The 16205-nt window shown below is 72.2% G+C and carries 12 protein-coding genes and 1 riboswitch; of the genes, 10 read left to right on the top strand and 2 right to left on the bottom strand.

The features are described 5' to 3' along the window. Nucleotides 1-146: 146 nt before the first annotated feature. Both ACIQTP_RS23480 and ACIQTP_RS23475 read right to left on the bottom strand, forming a co-directional pair. The gene (locus ACIQTP_RS23480; RefSeq protein WP_403402583.1) at nucleotides 147-1271 is read right to left on the bottom strand and encodes an alpha/beta hydrolase family protein; all 1125 of its coding nucleotides are present in this window, start codon (nucleotides 1269-1271) and stop codon (nucleotides 147-149) included. A 222-nt stretch (nucleotides 1272-1493) separates the two neighbouring features. Next, nucleotides 1494-2228, bottom strand: coding sequence for a class II aldolase/adducin family protein (locus tag ACIQTP_RS23475; RefSeq protein WP_403402580.1), 735 nt, complete (start codon nucleotides 2226-2228; stop codon nucleotides 1494-1496). Nucleotides 2229-2424: 196 nt separating this feature from the next. Between ACIQTP_RS23475 and ACIQTP_RS23470 the strand changes: the two genes are divergently transcribed. The 10 genes from ACIQTP_RS23470 to cobI all read left to right on the top strand — a co-directional run bounded on the left by ACIQTP_RS23470 (nucleotide 2425) and on the right by cobI (nucleotide 16202). After that, nucleotides 2425-3177: a lysozyme gene (locus ACIQTP_RS23470; RefSeq protein ID WP_403402577.1), complete on the top strand. Its 753-nt coding sequence runs from the start codon at nucleotides 2425-2427 to the stop codon at nucleotides 3175-3177. 212 nt (nucleotides 3178-3389) lie between these two features. Then, nucleotides 3390-4634 carry an anion permease gene (locus ACIQTP_RS23465; protein ID WP_403402574.1) on the top strand — a complete coding sequence of 415 codons (1245 nt, stop codon included), beginning with the start codon at nucleotides 3390-3392 and terminating at the stop codon, nucleotides 4632-4634. A 13-nt stretch (nucleotides 4635-4647) separates the two neighbouring features. Next, nucleotides 4648-4872: a hypothetical protein gene (locus tag ACIQTP_RS23460; protein ID WP_054232266.1), complete on the top strand. Its 225-nt coding sequence runs from the start codon at nucleotides 4648-4650 to the stop codon at nucleotides 4870-4872. A 110-nt stretch (nucleotides 4873-4982) separates the two neighbouring features. After that, nucleotides 4983-5126, top strand: a riboswitch (cobalamin riboswitch). Between the two features lie 99 nt (nucleotides 5127-5225). Further along, nucleotides 5226-6182, top strand: coding sequence for a cobalamin biosynthesis protein (locus ACIQTP_RS23455; protein ID WP_403402571.1), 957 nt, complete (start codon nucleotides 5226-5228; stop codon nucleotides 6180-6182). Continuing rightward, a complete protein-coding gene (locus ACIQTP_RS23450; RefSeq protein WP_403402568.1) occupies nucleotides 6179-7687 on the top strand; it encodes a cobyric acid synthase in 1509 nt (502 codons plus the stop codon). The genes ACIQTP_RS23455 and ACIQTP_RS23450 overlap by 4 nt, the downstream gene beginning before the upstream one ends. After that, on the top strand, nucleotides 7684-11337 hold the full coding sequence (gene cobN / locus ACIQTP_RS23445) for a cobaltochelatase subunit CobN (RefSeq protein ID WP_403402565.1): 3654 nt from the start codon (nucleotides 7684-7686) through the stop codon (nucleotides 11335-11337). Before ACIQTP_RS23450 ends, cobN begins: the two co-directional genes overlap by 4 nt. After that, nucleotides 11334-13367, top strand: a complete 2034-nt coding sequence (locus ACIQTP_RS23440) for a putative cobaltochelatase (protein ID WP_403402563.1) — start codon at nucleotides 11334-11336, stop codon at nucleotides 13365-13367. The genes cobN and ACIQTP_RS23440 overlap by 4 nt, the downstream gene beginning before the upstream one ends. Next, the gene (cobO, locus tag ACIQTP_RS23435; protein ID WP_099940688.1) at nucleotides 13367-13966 is read left to right on the top strand and encodes a cob(I)yrinic acid a,c-diamide adenosyltransferase; all 600 of its coding nucleotides are present in this window, start codon (nucleotides 13367-13369) and stop codon (nucleotides 13964-13966) included. The genes ACIQTP_RS23440 and cobO overlap by 1 nt, the downstream gene beginning before the upstream one ends. Then, the gene (locus ACIQTP_RS23430) at nucleotides 13960-15456 is read left to right on the top strand and encodes a cobyrinate a,c-diamide synthase (RefSeq protein WP_403402559.1); all 1497 of its coding nucleotides are present in this window, start codon (nucleotides 13960-13962) and stop codon (nucleotides 15454-15456) included. The genes cobO and ACIQTP_RS23430 overlap by 7 nt, the downstream gene beginning before the upstream one ends. After that, a complete protein-coding gene (gene cobI / locus ACIQTP_RS23425; protein WP_403402556.1) occupies nucleotides 15453-16202 on the top strand; it encodes a precorrin-2 C(20)-methyltransferase in 750 nt (249 codons plus the stop codon). Before ACIQTP_RS23430 ends, cobI begins: the two co-directional genes overlap by 4 nt. Nucleotides 16203-16205 lie beyond the last annotated feature (3 nt).

The following is a 16205-nucleotide window of genomic DNA, read 5'->3' as shown; positions in this document are numbered from 1 at the left end:
CACGAGTTGACCGGGGCCCAACCGGAAGGCTTGGGAGACGGCTCCGCCGGAGGGGCGTGCGGAATGGTTGTGCGGTCTCCGTGGGGTCTCTGCCCGGAGGCCCCTGCCCCGAGGTCTCTGCCCTGAGGGCATTGAGGTCGGGGTGGCTACATCAGGGGGGTGAGGAAGCGGCGCAGGGCCTCTTCGTAGTTGGGGGCGGCGTTCCACATGGCGCCGTGGGAGGCGTTCGGGACCGTGTGCAGGGTGACCAGGTCCGGGCGGCGCTCGGCGAGGCGGCGCGAGGGGCCCCAGGGGGCGATGGTGTCGTCCGGGCCGTGCACGATCAGGGTCGGGACCTTGAGCTGGTCGGGGTCGGCGGCCTCCCGGATCCGGTCGCCGTGCAGACCGGTGCGGCCCTGCGCGGCACGGACCGCGAGGGGCAGCAGGACGCTGGGCGTGTGGCGGGCCGAGGCGAGGGCGCGCAGCGTGGCTCCCCAGTCGAGGACGGGGGAGTCCAGGATCAGCCCGGAGATCCGCTCGCGCAGGGCGGAGTGCGCGGCGGTGCGCAGGGCCATGGTGGCGCCGATGGACCAGCCGTACAGGACGACCTGGTCGGCGCCGTAGCGGACGGCGTAGCGCACGGCGGCGTCCAGGTCGCGCCACTCGGTCTCGCCGAGGTGGCTGAGGCCGTCCGGGGAGCGGGGTGCGCCGAGGTCGCCGCGGTAGGCGAGGTCGAGCACGGGGAGCCGGTTGCGGTGCAGGAACTCCATCACGTTCATGGGGTGCTCGCGGGTGGTGCCGAGCCCGTGCACCGTGATCACCCAGGTGTTGCGGGTGCCGGGCACGAACCAGGCGGGCAGGGGGCCGAGCTCGCCGGGGACGTCCACGTCGGCGTGGTCGAGGCCGAGGGCGCTGCTGGGGTTGCCGATGTGCAGGTTGGGGGTGAGCCATGCCTTGTCACCGGGCTCCAGGGTGCCGTGGGTGACGCGTTCGAGGCGGCGTACGACCGTGTCGGCGGTGTGGGGTACGGAGTCCAGGACGGGACCGACGACCGCGTGGGAGCCGTCGCCCGTGAGGCCGTACCTTCCCGGGCGCAGGGAGGCCAGGTCGCGGGTGAGCGTGATCCGGTCCGCGGCCGTGGAGTGCACGGTGAGCCGGGGTTCGGTGGGCAGTGGCCTGCCGGGCGGCGCCTTCAGTGCGGCGTCGCTGGCGAACCGGCCCGCCGCCACGGAGGCTGCGCCCGCGGCCAGGGCTACGGAGACGGCCGCGGCCGTCGCTTTGACAGTACGCACGGGTTCAGTCTCCCGGCGCGGCCCCCGGTCGGCCAGCGGGAGCGGGCGGTGGACTCCCGCCCAGGGCCTGTCCGGCGGATCAGGGCGCAGGAAGCGACGGCGCCTCATGAGCACCGGTGAGCGGGGCTTGGCGTGCGGGCTCGTTCTCCGTGCGGGGCGCTCGCCGGCACCACCGGGTCGGTGCACCGCGCCGGCACCGGCGGGTCGGTGCACCGCGCCGGATCAGCGGGGACCGGCCGCGCCGCCCTGCCCGTACCGCCCCAGCCGCTCCCCCGCCTCGTCCACCTGTTCCGGCGAGAGCAGCGTCGGGGACAGGCCGGGAACGGACGACGCCAGAAGCCAGACGCGGGACATCCATTCCAGTTGTGCGGTGCGGTCGAACGCCTGGGACAGCGAGGCTCCGTAGGCGATGGTGCCGTGGTTCTGGAGGAGGCAGGCCGTGCGGTCGGTGAGGGCCTGAAGCATGTTCTCGGCCAACTCCGCAGTGCCGTAGGTCGCATAGGGGGCAACTCGGACCGGTCCGCCGAGAGCGCCCGCCATGTAGTGGATCAGGGGGAGCTGGGGGACGAGGGTCGAGACGGCCGTCGCGTGCGCGGCATGGGTGTGGACGACGGCCCGCGCGTCGGTGGCGCGGTAAATCGCGAGGTGCATCGGCAGTTCGCTGGTCGCGGCGAGCGAACCGAGGACCTGCCGGCCCTCGAGGTCCACACCGACGGCGTCTTCGGGCCTCAGCCGGTCGTAGGGCACTCCCGTCGGTGTGACCAGGACCGTGTCGCCGACCCGGACGGAGACGTTGCCCGACGTACCGACGACCAGACCGTCGGCCACCGTCCGGCGGGCCGTCACGACGAGCTCGTCCCACGCGGCCGCCACCTCCGGCTCGCGCGCGCCCGGCGCCCTCTCCCCCGCATCCCGCACTTCCCGTGCCTCCCGTGCGTCCCGCCGCTGCTCAGCCATGCGGCGATCCTGCCAGGCAGGGACGTCAACCCGCTGTCGGCGAGGGCACTTTAGGGCGGAAGACAAGCATCCGTAAGTGCACATAGCAGTACATATCACCCTCCTGGAGTGATTGGCTGGCGATCGACGGGCTTTCAACGATCTTCCAATAACCTCTGGGGGATTTGTCACGTACGTCGCCATTCCGGGGGGAAACATGGCTCGTGACCACAAACCACTCCTTCGTCGTGCCCGCGTCCTCGCGGCCGCGGCCGCCGTAACGGCGCTCACCGCCGCGGGGACCGCCTTCGCCGGGGCCCCGGTCGCCGCGGCGGCCAAACCCAAGGGCCACGACGTCTCCTCGCACCAGAAGAACGTCGACTGGCAGAGCGCGAAAGCGAAGGGCGCCCGGTTCGTCTACGTGAAGGCGACCGAGTCCCACACGTACCGCAATCCGTACTTCGGCCGGCAGTACGACGGGGCGCGCGACGCGGGGATCCTCCGCGGCGCCTACCACTTCGCGGTGCCGGACAAGTCGTCCGGCGCCACCCAGGCCGCGTACTTCGTGCGCAACGGCGGTGCCTGGCGTGCGGACGGCTGGACGCTGCCGCCAGCGCTCGACATGGAGTACAACCCGTACGACAAGAAGCACAAGTGCTACGGCCTGAGCAAGGCCAGGATCGTGAGCTGGATCCAGGCGTTCAGCGACGAACTCGAACGGGAGACCGGCCGCCGTCCGGTCATCTACACGACCACCCACTGGTGGAACACCTGCACCGGCGGCAGCGACGCCTTCGCCGCGACCCACGCCCTGTGGCTCGCCCGCTACGACTCCGCGGACACGGGCGCGTTGCCGGCCGGCTGGTCGACGTGGACGTTCTGGCAGTACGACAACAGCGGCACGCTCCCGGGTGACCAGAATCTCTTCAACGGATCCATGACCCGGCTCAAGCGGTTCGCCACGGGCTAGAAGCCCTCGAAGAACCCCCGGCGAAACCCGGGATTCCGCCTCCGTTCGAACATCGCGTCAGCGATCGGGCCGCCCCTCCCGCACACTGGTCAACACAAGCGGAGGGGCGGTCCACCGTTTGAGACACCCCAACGCCTGCCCCAGTTCATCTTCCGTTCACTCAGGTTGCCTACGGTCCACCTGCCACTGACGCCAAACAGAAGCCTGGGTAAATGGAACACATCACGCTCCTCCTCGGAATCGTGATCGTCACCGCTCTCGTGTTCGATTTCACGAACGGTTTCCACGACACTGCCAACGCGATGGCGACCACCATCTCGACCGGCGCTCTGAAGCCCAAGACGGCGGTGGCCATGTCCGCCGTGCTGAACCTCGTCGGCGCGTTCCTCTCCGTGGAGGTCGCCAAGACGATCTCCGGCGGGATCATCAACGAAGAGGGCATACGCGTCCAAGTGATCTTCGCGGCGCTCGTCGGCGCCATCCTCTGGAATCTGCTGACCTGGCTTCTGGGTCTGCCCTCCAGCTCCTCCCACGCACTGTTCGGCGGCCTGATCGGCGCCGCGGTCATGTCGGCCGGCTGGTCGTCGGTGAACGGCTCGACCGTCGTCACCAAGGTGCTGATCCCCGCGGTCGCCGCGCCCATCGTGGCCGGACTCGCCGCGATGCTGGCCACCCGGCTGACGTACCGGATCGGCAACCGCGCCGACGAGAAGGCGACCGCCAAGGGCTACCGCGCCGGCCAGATCGCCTCCGCCGGCCTGGTCTCCCTGGCGCACGGCACGAACGACGCCCAGAAGACGATGGGCATCATCACCCTGGCGCTGGTCACCGGCGGCGTCATCGCCCCGGGCTCGAACCCCCCGCTGTGGGTCATCGTCTCGGCCGGTACGGCCATCGCGCTCGGCACCTACCTGGGCGGCTGGCGCATCATCCGCACCCTGGGCAAGGGCCTCACGGACCTCGCGCCGCCACAGGGCTTCGCCGCCCAGACCAGCGCCGCGACGGCCATCCTGGCGTCCTCGCACATCGGCTTCTCCCTCTCCACCACCCAGGTCTGCTCCGGCGCCGTGATGGGCTCGGGCCTCGGCCGCAAGGGCGGCGTGGTCCGCTGGTCGACCGCGACCCGGATGTTCGTCGCCTGGGGCCTGACGCTGCCGGCCGCCGGTCTGGCCGGCGCCTCCGCCGAGTTCCTGACCAAGCAGGGCACGTGGGGCATCGTCCTCACCGGCGCGTTGCTTGTCGCCGGCGCCGGCACCATCTGGAAGCTCTCCCGCCGCCAGCCGGTCACCGTCGACAACGTCAACGACGTCGACGCCGAGCCCGCGGGCGTCATCACCACCGCGATCGCCGCCGTCGCCCCGCCGCCCGCGGGCCCCGTCACCGGCGACGTGCCCGGCGACCTGAAGACCACCATCCCGTCCCCGGACGCGGAGCCCACCCGCCCGGCCACGGTGTAAGGACAGAAACAGCATGCACATCGACTGGGCAGCCCTCGGCTCCGTCTTCGGAGTCAGCCTCGTGACCACCGTCGGCCTCGTCGGCCTCTTCACCCTCGGCATCGTCGGCCTCTCCAAGCGCGAGTCCGCGTCCGCCCAAGGCGGCTCCGCGACCCTCGCGGTCACCGGCGCGTACGTCTGCTTCGCGGCGTGCGCCGCGGCGGTGGCGTACGGCATCTTCCTGATCGTCGGCAAGTAACCCAAAACGGGCACCACTTCAGGTGGGGTGCGGGACGGATCACCGTCCCGCACCCCACCTGTATGTGGGCCTTCGCACACTCTCCCCGCGCAGGTCAACGGCAAGTTGACGGGTCTTCCAACCCGTGGTGGACTGCCGGAGCCAAGTACGGCGACAGAAGAGGAAGCCGGTGTGAATCCGGCGCGGTCCCGCCACTGTGACCGGGGAAGGAACTCCCCGGGAGCCAGGAACTCTCACCGCCGGTCTCGTCGAACCAGGGCGTGGACACCCTGAGTGAGGACATAACGCCATGCGCGGCTGCCCAAGTGCCCTGCGAGCGACGGTTCCACCCGACCTGACGGTCGGCTGACCCCGTGCGTGCCGATCGCGTCTTCGCGTACGGCGCCGCCGCCGGCCTCCTCGGTGACCTGCTGCTCGGCGATCCTCGCCGGGGGCATCCGGTCGCCGCGTTCGGGCGGAGCGCGGCAGCCGTGGAGCGGGTGCTGTGGCGGGACCACCGCGGGTGGGGCGCGCTGCACACCGCCGTGTGTGTGGGAGGTGCCGCCGGACTCGCCGCCGTCGCCTCCCGTGCCGTACGCCCCTCACGTGCCGCGTCCGTCGCGCTGACGGCCGCCGCCACCTGGGCCGTCGTCGGGGGCACCACGCTCGGGCGGGAGGCCCGGGCGATCGGTGACGCCCTCGCGGACGGGGAGATCGAGACGGCCCGGGAGCGGCTGCCGCATCTGTGCGGGCGCGATCCCCAGGCCCTCGGCGCCGACGGCGTCGCGCGCGCCGTCGTCGAGTCCGTCGCCGAGAACACCTCCGACGCCGTGGTGGGCGCCCTGGTGTGGGGGGCCGTGGGCGGAGTCCCGGGGCTCGTGGGCTTTCGGGCCGTCAACACCCTTGACGCCATGGTCGGTCACAGGTCGCCCAGGTACCGGCGGTACGGGTGGGCCTCGGCTCGGCTCGACGACATCGCCGGGTGGCCGGGGGCTCGTCTCACCGCCGTGCTCGCCGCCCTCGCGGGTGACAGTCCGCGCGGGGCCGTACGGGCCTGGCGCGCCGACGCCGTCAAGCATCCGAGCCCCAACGCCGGGCCCGTGGAGGCCTCGTTCGCGGGGGCCCTCGGGGTGCGCCTGGGCGGCACCCTCTCCTACGCCGGGCGCGTCGAGCACCGGCCCGAACTCAACGGCGCCGGGCGCGCCGTGCACGTCGACGACATCGAACGGGCCGTACGGCTGTCACGGCGTGTCGGCTGGCTCGCCCTCGGCGTGAGTGCCGGCGGCCGGCTGCTCGTACAGAGGCTTCTCAGGAAGGGGCGTACGTCATGAGCGGCGGGCTGCTCGTCGCCGGAACCACCTCCGACGCGGGCAAGAGCGTCGTGACCGCCGGGATCTGCCGGTGGCTGGTGCGCCACGGTGTGAAGGTCGCGCCCTTCAAGGCGCAGAACATGTCCCTGAACTCGTTCGTGACGCGCGAGGGCGCCGAGATCGGGCGCGCGCAGGCCATGCAGGCGCAGGCCGCCCGGGTGGAGCCGACCGCGCTCATGAACCCCGTGCTGCTCAAGCCGGGCAGCGACCGAAGCAGTCAGGTCGTCCTCATGGGCAGGCCCGTGGGCGAGATGACCGCACGCGGCTATCACGGCGGGCGGCAGCAGGCCCTCCTCACCACCGTGCTGGACTGCCTCGCCGAGTTGCGGGGCACGTATGACGCGGTGATCTGTGAGGGGGCCGGCAGTCCTGCCGAGATCAATCTGCGGCGGACCGACATCGTGAACATGGGGATCGCGCGCAATGCGCGGCTTCCCGTGCTCGTCGTCGGCGACATCGACCGCGGGGGTGTGTTCGCCTCGTTCTTCGGGACGGTCGCGCTGCTGTCGCGGGAGGACCAGGAGTTCGTCGCCGGGTTCCTCGTCAACAAGTTCAGGGGGGACGTCTCCCTGCTGGAGCCGGGGCTCGACATGCTCCACGGCCTGACCGGGCGGCGCACGTACGGCGTGCTGCCCTTCCAGCACGGCCTCGGCATCGACGAGGAGGACGGGCTGCGGGTGTCGTTGCGGGGAGCGGTCCGGGAGTCCCAGGTGACCTCCCCCGTCGGCGAGGACGTGCTGCGCGTCGCCGTCTGCGCGATCCCGCTGATGTCCAACTTCACGGACGTGGACGCGCTGGCCGCCGAGCCGGGTGTCGTCGTGCGGTTCGTGGACCGGGCCGAGGAGCTGGCCGACGCCGACCTCGTCGTCGTCCCCGGGACCCGGGGGACGGTGAAGGCGCTGGAGTGGCTGCGCGAGCGCGGAGTCGCGGACGCCATCCGGCGCAGGGCCGCCGAGGGGCGGCCCGTGCTGGGCATCTGCGGCGGTTTCCAGGTCCTCGGCGAGCACATCGAGGACGAGGTCGAGTCGCGCGCAGGTCAGGTCGACGGGCTCGGACTCCTGCCCGTCCGGGTGCGGTTCGCACGCGAGAAGACCCTGACCCGGCCCGTCGGGGAGGCGCTCGGCGAGCATGTCGAGGGCTACGAGATCCATCACGGTGTCGCCGATGTGACGGGCGGTGAGCCGTTCTTGGACGGCTGCCGGGTCGGCGCCGTCTGGGGCACGCACTGGCACGGCTCGCTGGAGTCGGACGGCTTCCGGCGCGCCTTCCTGCGCGAGGTGGCGGCCGCCGCGGGCCGTCGTTTCGTGCCGGCCGCCGACACGTCGTTCGCGGCGCTGCGCGAGCAGCAGCTCGACCGGCTCGGCGATCTGATCGAGGAACACGCGGACACGGACGCGCTGTGGCGGCTCATCGAGTCGGGCGCGCCGCAAGGACTGCCTTTCATTCCACCGGGAGCGCCCGCATGAGCACAGTGTTGTTGTTGTCGACCGCCGACACCGATCTGCTGGCGGCACGTGCCTCCGGCGCCCCGTACCGGATCGGCAACCCGACCCGGGTGGATGTCGAGGGCGAACTGCCGTCCCTCGTCGAGGGCGCGGACATCGCCGTCGTACGACTCCTGGGCGGCAAGCGCGCCTGGGAGGAGGGCCTGCGCAAGCTGAAGGCCTCGGGCATCCCCACCGTGCTGCTCGGCGGGGAGTCCGTGCCCGACGCGGAGCTGATGGCGGAGTCGTCGGTGCCCGCCGGTGTCGTCGCCGAGGCGCTGCGCTACCTGGTCGAGGGCGGCCCGGACAACCTCACCGAACTGGCCAGGTTCCTCTCCGACACCGTGCTGCTGACGGGTGAGGGCTTCGAGGAGCCGCGGAAGATGCCGGAGTACGGCGTCCACGGCGAGCGCGCGTTCGTCGAGGGCCGCCCGACCGTCGGCGTGCTCTTCTACCGGGCCCACCAGCTGTCCGGCAACACCGCGTTCGTGGACACGCTGTGCGACGCGATCGAGGCGCGCGGCGCCAACGCGCTGGCCGTGTACTGCGGTTCGCTGCGCGGCGCGGACGCGGGCCTGTACGAGATCCTCGGCAAGGCGGACACGCTGGTCGCCACCGTGCTCGCGGCGGGCGGCACGCACGCCTCTGAAGCGTCCGCGGGCGGCGACGAGGAGGCCTGGGACATCGGCGCGCTCGCCGATCTGAACGTCCCCGTGCTGCAAGGGCTCTGCCTGACCTCGTCCCGGAGTGCCTGGGACGCGTCGGACGCCGCCCTCTCCCCCATGGACGCGGCGATGCAGGTCGCGATCCCCGAGTTCGACGGCCGCCTGATCACCGTCCCCTTCTCCTTCAAGGAGCAGGGGCCCGACGAGGTGCCGGTCTATGTCGCCGACCCCGAGCGGGCCGCGCGCGTCGCCGGAATCGCCGTACGGCACGCCCGGCTGAAGCACAAACCGAACGCGGACAAGAAGCTGGCGCTCGTCTTCACCGCCTACCCGACCAAGCACTCGCGGGTCGGCAACGCGGTCGGCCTGGACACGCCCGCCTCGGCGGTACGCGTGCTCGACGCGCTGCGGGACGCCGGGTACGTCGTCGAAGGGCACCCCGACAACGGCGACGAGTTGATCCACCGGCTCATCAACGCCGGTGGCCACGACGTCGAGTGGCTCACGGAGGAGCAGCTGGCCGCCGCGCCCGCGCGGGTGCCGCTGGCCGACTACCGGGCCTGGTTCGACAAGCTGGACCCTGATCTCAAGCGAGGCATGCTGGACGCGTGGGGCGAGCCGCCCGGTTCCCTCTACGTCGACGGCGACGACATCGTCCTGGCGTCCCTCCAGTTCGGGAACGTCGTCGTGATGATCCAGCCGCCGCGCGGCTTCGGCGAGAACCCGATCGCGATCTACCACGACCCGGACATGCCGCCGTCGCACCACTACATGGCGGCCTACCGGTGGTTGGAGAACTCGTTCGGCGCGGACGCGATCGTGCACATGGGCAAGCACGGCACGATGGAGTGGCTGCCGGGCAAGGGCCTCGGGCTCAGCGGCGGCTGCGCGCCGGACGCCGTCCTCGGTGAACTCCCGCTCATCTACCCCTTCATCGTCAACGACCCCGGCGAGGGCACCCAGGCCAAGCGGCGCGGCCACGCCACGGTCGTCGACCACCTCGTACCGCCGATGGCCCGCGCGGACACCTACGGCGACCTCGCGAAGCTGGAGCAGCTGCTCGACGAGTACGCGCTGGTGTCCGACCTGGACCCGACGAAGGCCCCGGCCGTCCGCGCGCAGATCTGGACGCTGGTCAAGGCGGCCGAACTCCACCACGACCTGCATGTGGAGGACCAGCCGGACGACGCGGCGTTCGACGAGTTCGTGATGCACATCGACGGCTATCTGTGCGAGATCAAGGACGTGCAGATCCGCGACGGACTGCATATCCTCGGCGGCGGTCCGGAGGCCGAGCCGCGCGTCAACCTCGTACTGGCCGTGCTGCGCGCCTCCCAGGTGTGGGGCGGCGCCGCGAACGCGCTGCCGGGTCTGCGGGCCTGCCTCGCGGAGTACTTCGGCCTGGTCGAGAAGGAACTGCTCGCCGAGCCGGGCGCGCCGGTGAAGGTGCCGGTGGAGCTGACGGACCTCGTCGAGGGTCCCGCGCGGACCGGGGCCGACGCCATCGACCTGCTGGAGCAGCTGTGCCGCCGGATCGCGGAGGGCATGGAGGAGCGCGGCTGGGTGACGTCGCAGAGCACCGCTCTCGTACGGGAGGTGCTGGGCGTCGAACTCCCCGACGCCGTCGCGGTGCTGGAGTTCGCCTGCCGTGAGGTCGTGCCGCGCCTGGCCCGGACGACGGACGAGATCACCCACATCCTGCGCGCCCTGGACGGCGGTTACGTCCCCGCGGGCCCGTCGGGTTCACCGACCCGCGGGCTGGTGAACGTCCTGCCGACCGGCCGCAACTTCTACTCCGTCGACCCCAAGGCGATCCCCTCCAGGCTGAGTTGGGAGGTCGGGCAGTCGCTCGCCGACTCCCTGGTGCAGCGGTATCTGCAGGACACGGGCGAGTACCCGAAGTCCGTCGGTCTGACGGTCTGGGGCACGTCCGCGATGCGCACCCAGGGCGACGACATCGCCGAGATCCTCGCGCTGCTCGGCTGCCGCCCGGTCTGGGACGACGCCTCGCGCCGCGTGACCGGTTTCGACGTGGTGGCCCTGGAGGAGCTGGGCCGGCCGCGCATCGACGTCACGGTCCGCATCTCCGGCTTCTTCCGGGACGCGTTCCCGCACGTCGTGGGCCTGATCGACGACGCGGTGCGCGCGGTGGCCGAGCTGGACGAGCCCGCCGACCGCAACTACGTCCGCGCGCACGCCGACGAGGACACCGCCGAGCACGGCGACCGGCGCCGCGCCACCTCCCGTATCTTCGGCTCCAAGCCGGGCGCGTACGGCGCCGGTCTCCTCCCCCTGATCGACGCCCGCAACTGGCGCTCCGACGCCGACCTCGCCGAGGTGTACGCGGTGTGGGGCGGCTACGCCTACGGGCGCGGGCTCGACGGGCGGGCGGCGCGCGGGGACATGGAGATCGCCTTCCGGCGCATCGCCGTCGCCGCGAAGAACGTCGACACCCGTGAGCACGACCTCGTCGACGCCGACGACTACTTCCAGTACCACGGCGGCATGGTCGCGATGGTCCGGCACCTGACGGGCGCGAGCCCGGAGGCGTACGTCGGCGACTCGGCCGTACCCGACCAGGTGAAGACCCGCACGCTGGGCGAGGAGACCCATCGCGTCTTCCGCGCCCGGGTCGTCAACCCGCGCTGGATGGCGGCCATGCGACGGCACGGCTACAAGGGCGCCTTCGAGATGGCGGCGACCGTCGACTACCTCTTCGGCTACGACGCCACGGCCGGGGTCGTGGACGACTGGATGTACGAGAAGCTCAGCGCGGAGTACGTCTTCGACGCGGAGAACCGGGACTTCATGAAGAAGTCCAACCCGTGGGCGCTGCGCGGCATCACGGAACGGCTGCTCGAGGCCGCCGACCGGGGGCTGTGGGCCGAGCCGGACGCGGACACGCTGGAGCGGCTGCGCGCCACCTATCTGGAGCTCGAAGGCGACTTGGAGGGCGACGACCAGTGAGTACCCCGTTCCCGTTCACGGCCGTGGTCGGCCAGGACGACCTGCGGCTCGCGCTGCTGCTGAACGCCGTGTCGCCCGCCGTGGGCGGTGTGCTCGTCCGCGGTGAGAAGGGCACGGCCAAGTCCACGGCCGTACGCGCCCTCTCGGCGCTCATGCCGGGGGTGGACGTCGTCTCCGGGTGCCGGTTCTCGTGCGATCCGGCCGGCCCCGATCCGGCCTGTCCCGACGGTCCGCACGAGCCGGGCGCCTTCGAGACCCGGCCGGCCCGCATGGTCGAGCTGCCCGTCGGCGCCTCCGAGGACCGGCTCGTGGGCGCGCTCGACATCGAGCGGGCGCTCGCGGAGGGCGTGAAGGCCTTCGAGCCGGGACTGCTGGCCGACGCGCACCGCGGGATCCTGTACGTCGACGAGGTCAACCTCCTCCACGACCACCTGGTCGACCTGCTGCTGGACGCCGCCGCCATGGGCGCCTCGTACGTCGAGCGCGAGGGCGTCTCCGTACGGCATGCGGCCCGCTTCCTGCTCGTGGGGACCATGAACCCCGAAGAGGGCGAGCTGCGGCCGCAGCTGCTCGACCGGTTCGGGCTCACCGTCGAGGTGGCCGCCTCACGGGAGCCCGATCAGCGGGTGGAGGTCGTGCGGCGCAGGCTCGCCTACGACGACGATCCGACGGGCTTCGCGGCGCGCTGGGCCGACGAGGAGTCCGCCGTACGGGCCCGGATCGTGGCGGCGCGGCAGCTGTTGCCGTCCGTGCGGCTCGGGGACCCGGCGCTGCGGCAGATCGCGGCGACCTGCGCGGCCTTCGAGGTGGACGGCATGCGGGCCGACATCGTCATGGCACGGACCGCGACCGCGCTCGCCGCGTGGGCGGGACGGACCGAGGTGCTGGCGGAGGACGTACGCCAGGCCGCGCTGCTCGCGCTGCCGCACCGGCGGCGGCGCAATCCCTTCGACGCGCCGGGGCTCGACGAGGACAAGCTCGACGAGACGCTGGAGGAGTTCGGGGGATCGGACGAGGGTACTTCCGACGAAGGTCCTTCCGACGACGATCCGGATCCGGATCCGGACGGGCCCGGTGGGGGCGGGCAGCCGCCCCAGGACGGGCCGGACGACGGCTCCCCCGCCGGTGACGTCCCGGCGCAGGGCGAGCCCTCGGACGACGGGCAGGCGCCGGCCGCACAGGGCGCCGGCGAGCAGTCCCCCGTACGCGCCGCCGAACCCTTTCGCACGAAGGTGCTGAGCGTGCCGGGGCTCGGCGAGGGCGCGGCCGGGCGGCGTTCGCGGGCGCGGACCGAGCACGGGCGGACCACCGGGTCGCGGCGGCCCCAGGGGGCGCTCACCAAGCTGCACCTGGCGGCGACCGTGCAGGCGGCGGCGCCCCATCAGCGGGCGCGGGGGCGGTCGGGGCGCGGTCTCGTCGTACGGCGGGACGATCTGCGCCAGGCCACCCGGGAGGGGCGTGAGGGCAACCTCGTGCTGTTCGTGGTGGACGCCTCCGGGTCGATGGCGGCACGGCAGCGGATGAGCGCCGTCAAGGGCGCGGTGATGTCGCTGCTGCTCGACGCGTACCAGCGGCGGGACAAGGTGGGGCTCGTGACCTTCCGGGGGTCCTCGGCCGATGTGGCGCTGCCGCCCACCTCCTCCGTGGACGCGGCCGCCGCCCGTCTTGAGTCGCTGCCCACGGGCGGGCGGACGCCGCTCGCGGCGGGGCTGCTGCGCGCGCACGACGTGCTGCGGGTCGAGCGGCTGCGGGACGCCGCCCGACGGCCGCTGGTCGTCGTGGTGACCGACGGGCGGGCCACCGGCGGCCTCGAGCCCGTCGCGCTCGCCGAACGTGCGGCGCGGCTGTTCGCGGCCGACTCGGTCGCCTCCGTGGTCGTCGACTGCGAGACGGGGCCCGTGCGGCTCGGGCTCGCGGGGCGGCTCGCGGGTGAACTGGGCGGCACGGCGGTGACGTTGGACGAGTTGCGGGCCGACGCGATCGCCGGACTCGTGCGCGATGTGCAGGGGACTTCGAGGAGGGCCGCGTAATGCCGCAGGGGCAGCCGAGTGTCGTACCGGAGGACGGACTGACGACGCGTCAGCGCCGCAACCGGCCGCTGGTCGTGGTGCACACGGGGATCGGGAAGGGCAAGTCCACCGCCGCCTTCGGGCTGGCGCTGCGCGCCTGGAACCAGGGGTGGCCCATCGGGGTGTTCCAGTTCGTCAAGTCGGCGAAGTGGAAGGTCGGGGAGGAGAACGCGCTGCGCGTGCTCGGCGCCTGTGGCGAGGGCGGGTCCGTCGACTGGCACAAGATGGGCGAAGGGTGGTCGTGGGTGCAGCGCGACTCCCAGATGGACAACGAGGAGAAGGCCCGCGAGGGCTGGGAGCAGGTCAAGCGGGACCTCGCCGCCGAGACGTACAAGCTGTATGTGCTGGACGAGTTCGCCTACCCCATGCACTGGGGATGGGTGGACGTCGACGAGGTCGTCGCCGTGCTGCGGGACCGGCCCGGGACCCAGCATGTCGTGATCACCGGGCGCAACGCTCCCGAGAAGCTCGTCGAGTTCGCGGATCTCGTGACGGACATGTCCAAGGTCAAGCATCCGATGGACGCCGGCCAGAAGGGCCAGAGGGGCATCGAGTGGTGATTTCCGTCCCTCGGCTGGTCATCGCCGCGCCCTCTTCCGGGAGCGGCAAGACCACCGTTGCCACGGGGTTGATGGCGGCCTTCGCCGCACGGGGGCTCGCCGTGTCCCCGCACAAGGTGGGGCCCGACTACATCGACCCCGGGTACCACGCGCTCGCCACCGGGCGCGTGGGGCGGAATCTCGACGCGTATCTGTGCGGTACGGAGTTGATCGCGCCGTTGTTCGCGCACGGGGCGCGCGGGTGCGGTCTCGCGATCGTCGAAGGTGTGATGGGGCTGTACGACGGGGCCGCCGGGGAGGGTGAGCTCGCGTCCACGGCGCAGGTGGCGAAGTTGCTGCGGGCGCCGGTGGTGCTGGTCGTCGACGCGTCGTCGCAGTCCCGGTCCGTGGCCGCGCTCGTGCACGGGTTCGCTTCCTGGGATCCCGAGGTGCGGGTTTCCGGGGTGATTCTCAACAAGGTGGGGTCCGAGCGGCACGAGTCGATGCTGCGGGAGGCTCTCGACGCGTCCGGGGTGCCGGTGCTCGGCGCCTTGCGGCGCGCTCCGCAGGTGGACACGCCTTCTCGGCATCTGGGGTTGGTGCCGGTTGCCGAGCGGCGCGCGGATGCCTTGGATGCCGTGGGGGCGATGGCCGAGCAGGTGCGGCGCGGGTGTGATCTGGATGCGTTGTTCGCATTGGCGCGTGGTGCGGGTGAGTTGGCGGGTGCGGCTTGGGATGCGGCTGAGGCTGTTGGTTCCTCGCCCCCGCCGCCCCTTCCCGTCCCGACCCTGGGGGCTGCGCCCCCAGACCCCCCTCATCGGCCTGAACGGCCTCGTCCTCAAACGCCGGACGGGCTGAAAGATCAGACCCCGGCCGGGATGAAGGAACGCGGTACCGGGCTGCGTGTGGCGCCCCGAATCGCTGTCGCCGGAGGGGCCGCCTTCACCTTCTCCTACGCCGAGCATGCCGAGTTGCTGACCGCCGCGGGAGCCGAAGTCGTCACCTTTGACCCTCTTCGGAACGAGCAACTTCCGGACGGGACCAGCGGGTTGGTCATCGGTGGTGGGTTCCCGGAGGTGTACGCGCCCGAGCTGTCCGCCAACGAGCCGTTGCGCAAGGCCGTGGCCGAGCTGGCGTTGAGCGGGGCGCCCGTCGCCGCCGAGTGTGCCGGGCTGCTGTATCTCTCGCGCGAGCTCGACGGGCAGCCCATGTGCGGGGTGCTCGACGTCTCGGCCCGGATGAGTGAGCGGCTCACCCTGGGCTATCGGGACGCCGTGGCCGTGAGCGACAGCGTGCTCGCCGTCGCCGGGACGCGGCTGCGGGGGCACGAGTTCCACCGGACCGTCGTCGAGCCGGGCGCCGGGGCGGCTCCCGCCTGGGGGGTGCGCGCCCCTCAGCGGCGCGTCGAAGGTTTCGTACAACAAGGTGTGCACGCGAGTTATCTGCACACGCACTGGGCGTCGCAGCCCGGTGTCGCCCGTCGGTTCGTGGAGAGGTGCCGGACGTCATGAGCAGCAAGCTGATCGGAATCGGGGTCGGCCCCGGTGACCCGGAGCTGGTGACCGTCAAGGGCGTCAACGCGCTGCGTGCCGCCGAGGTCGTGGTCGTGCCGGTGATGGCCGCGCCTGATGGAAGGGACGGAGGGGAGCGGGGGCGCGCGGAGGCCACCGTCCTGCACTACGTGCCCGAGGAGAAGGTCGTCCGCGTCGTGTTCGCGCTGAACGAGCGGACCGACCGGGGGCGGCGCGAGGCCGCCTGGGACGCCGCCGGCGCGCGGGTCGCGGAGCTGCTCCGGCGGCACGCGTCCGTCGCCTTCGCGACCATCGGTGATCCGAACGTGTACTCGACCTTCACCTATCTCGCGCAGACCATCGAGGAGCTGGTGCCCGGCACGGTCGTCGAAACCGTGCCCGGCATCACCGCCATGCAGGATCTGGCGGCTCGGTCCGGGGCCGTGCTCACGGAAGGGACCGAGCCGCTCACCCTCGTGCCGGTGACCGCCGGGGCCGCCGTGCTCAAGGACGCCCTCAACGGGCCCGGGACCGTCGTCGCGTACAAGTTCGGGCGGCAGGCGCACGAGGTCGTGGAGGCGCTGCGGGTGACGGGGCGGCTCGACGACGCCGTGTGGGGGTCCGCGCTCGGTCTTGAGGGCGAGTCCATCCGGCCCGCCGCCGACCTCGACGGCGAGCCGCTGCCGTACCTCTCCACCCTCATCGCGCCCGCCCGGCGGGACGGCAAACGCGGCGGGAAACTGTGAGCC

This window comes from Streptomyces sp. NPDC090798 (genome assembly GCF_044768965.1).
Taxonomy (GTDB): Bacteria; Actinomycetota; Actinomycetes; order Streptomycetales; family Streptomycetaceae; genus Streptomyces.
The sequence above is the reverse complement of the archived record's forward strand: the minus strand, read 5'-3'. Positions and strand labels throughout refer to the sequence as shown.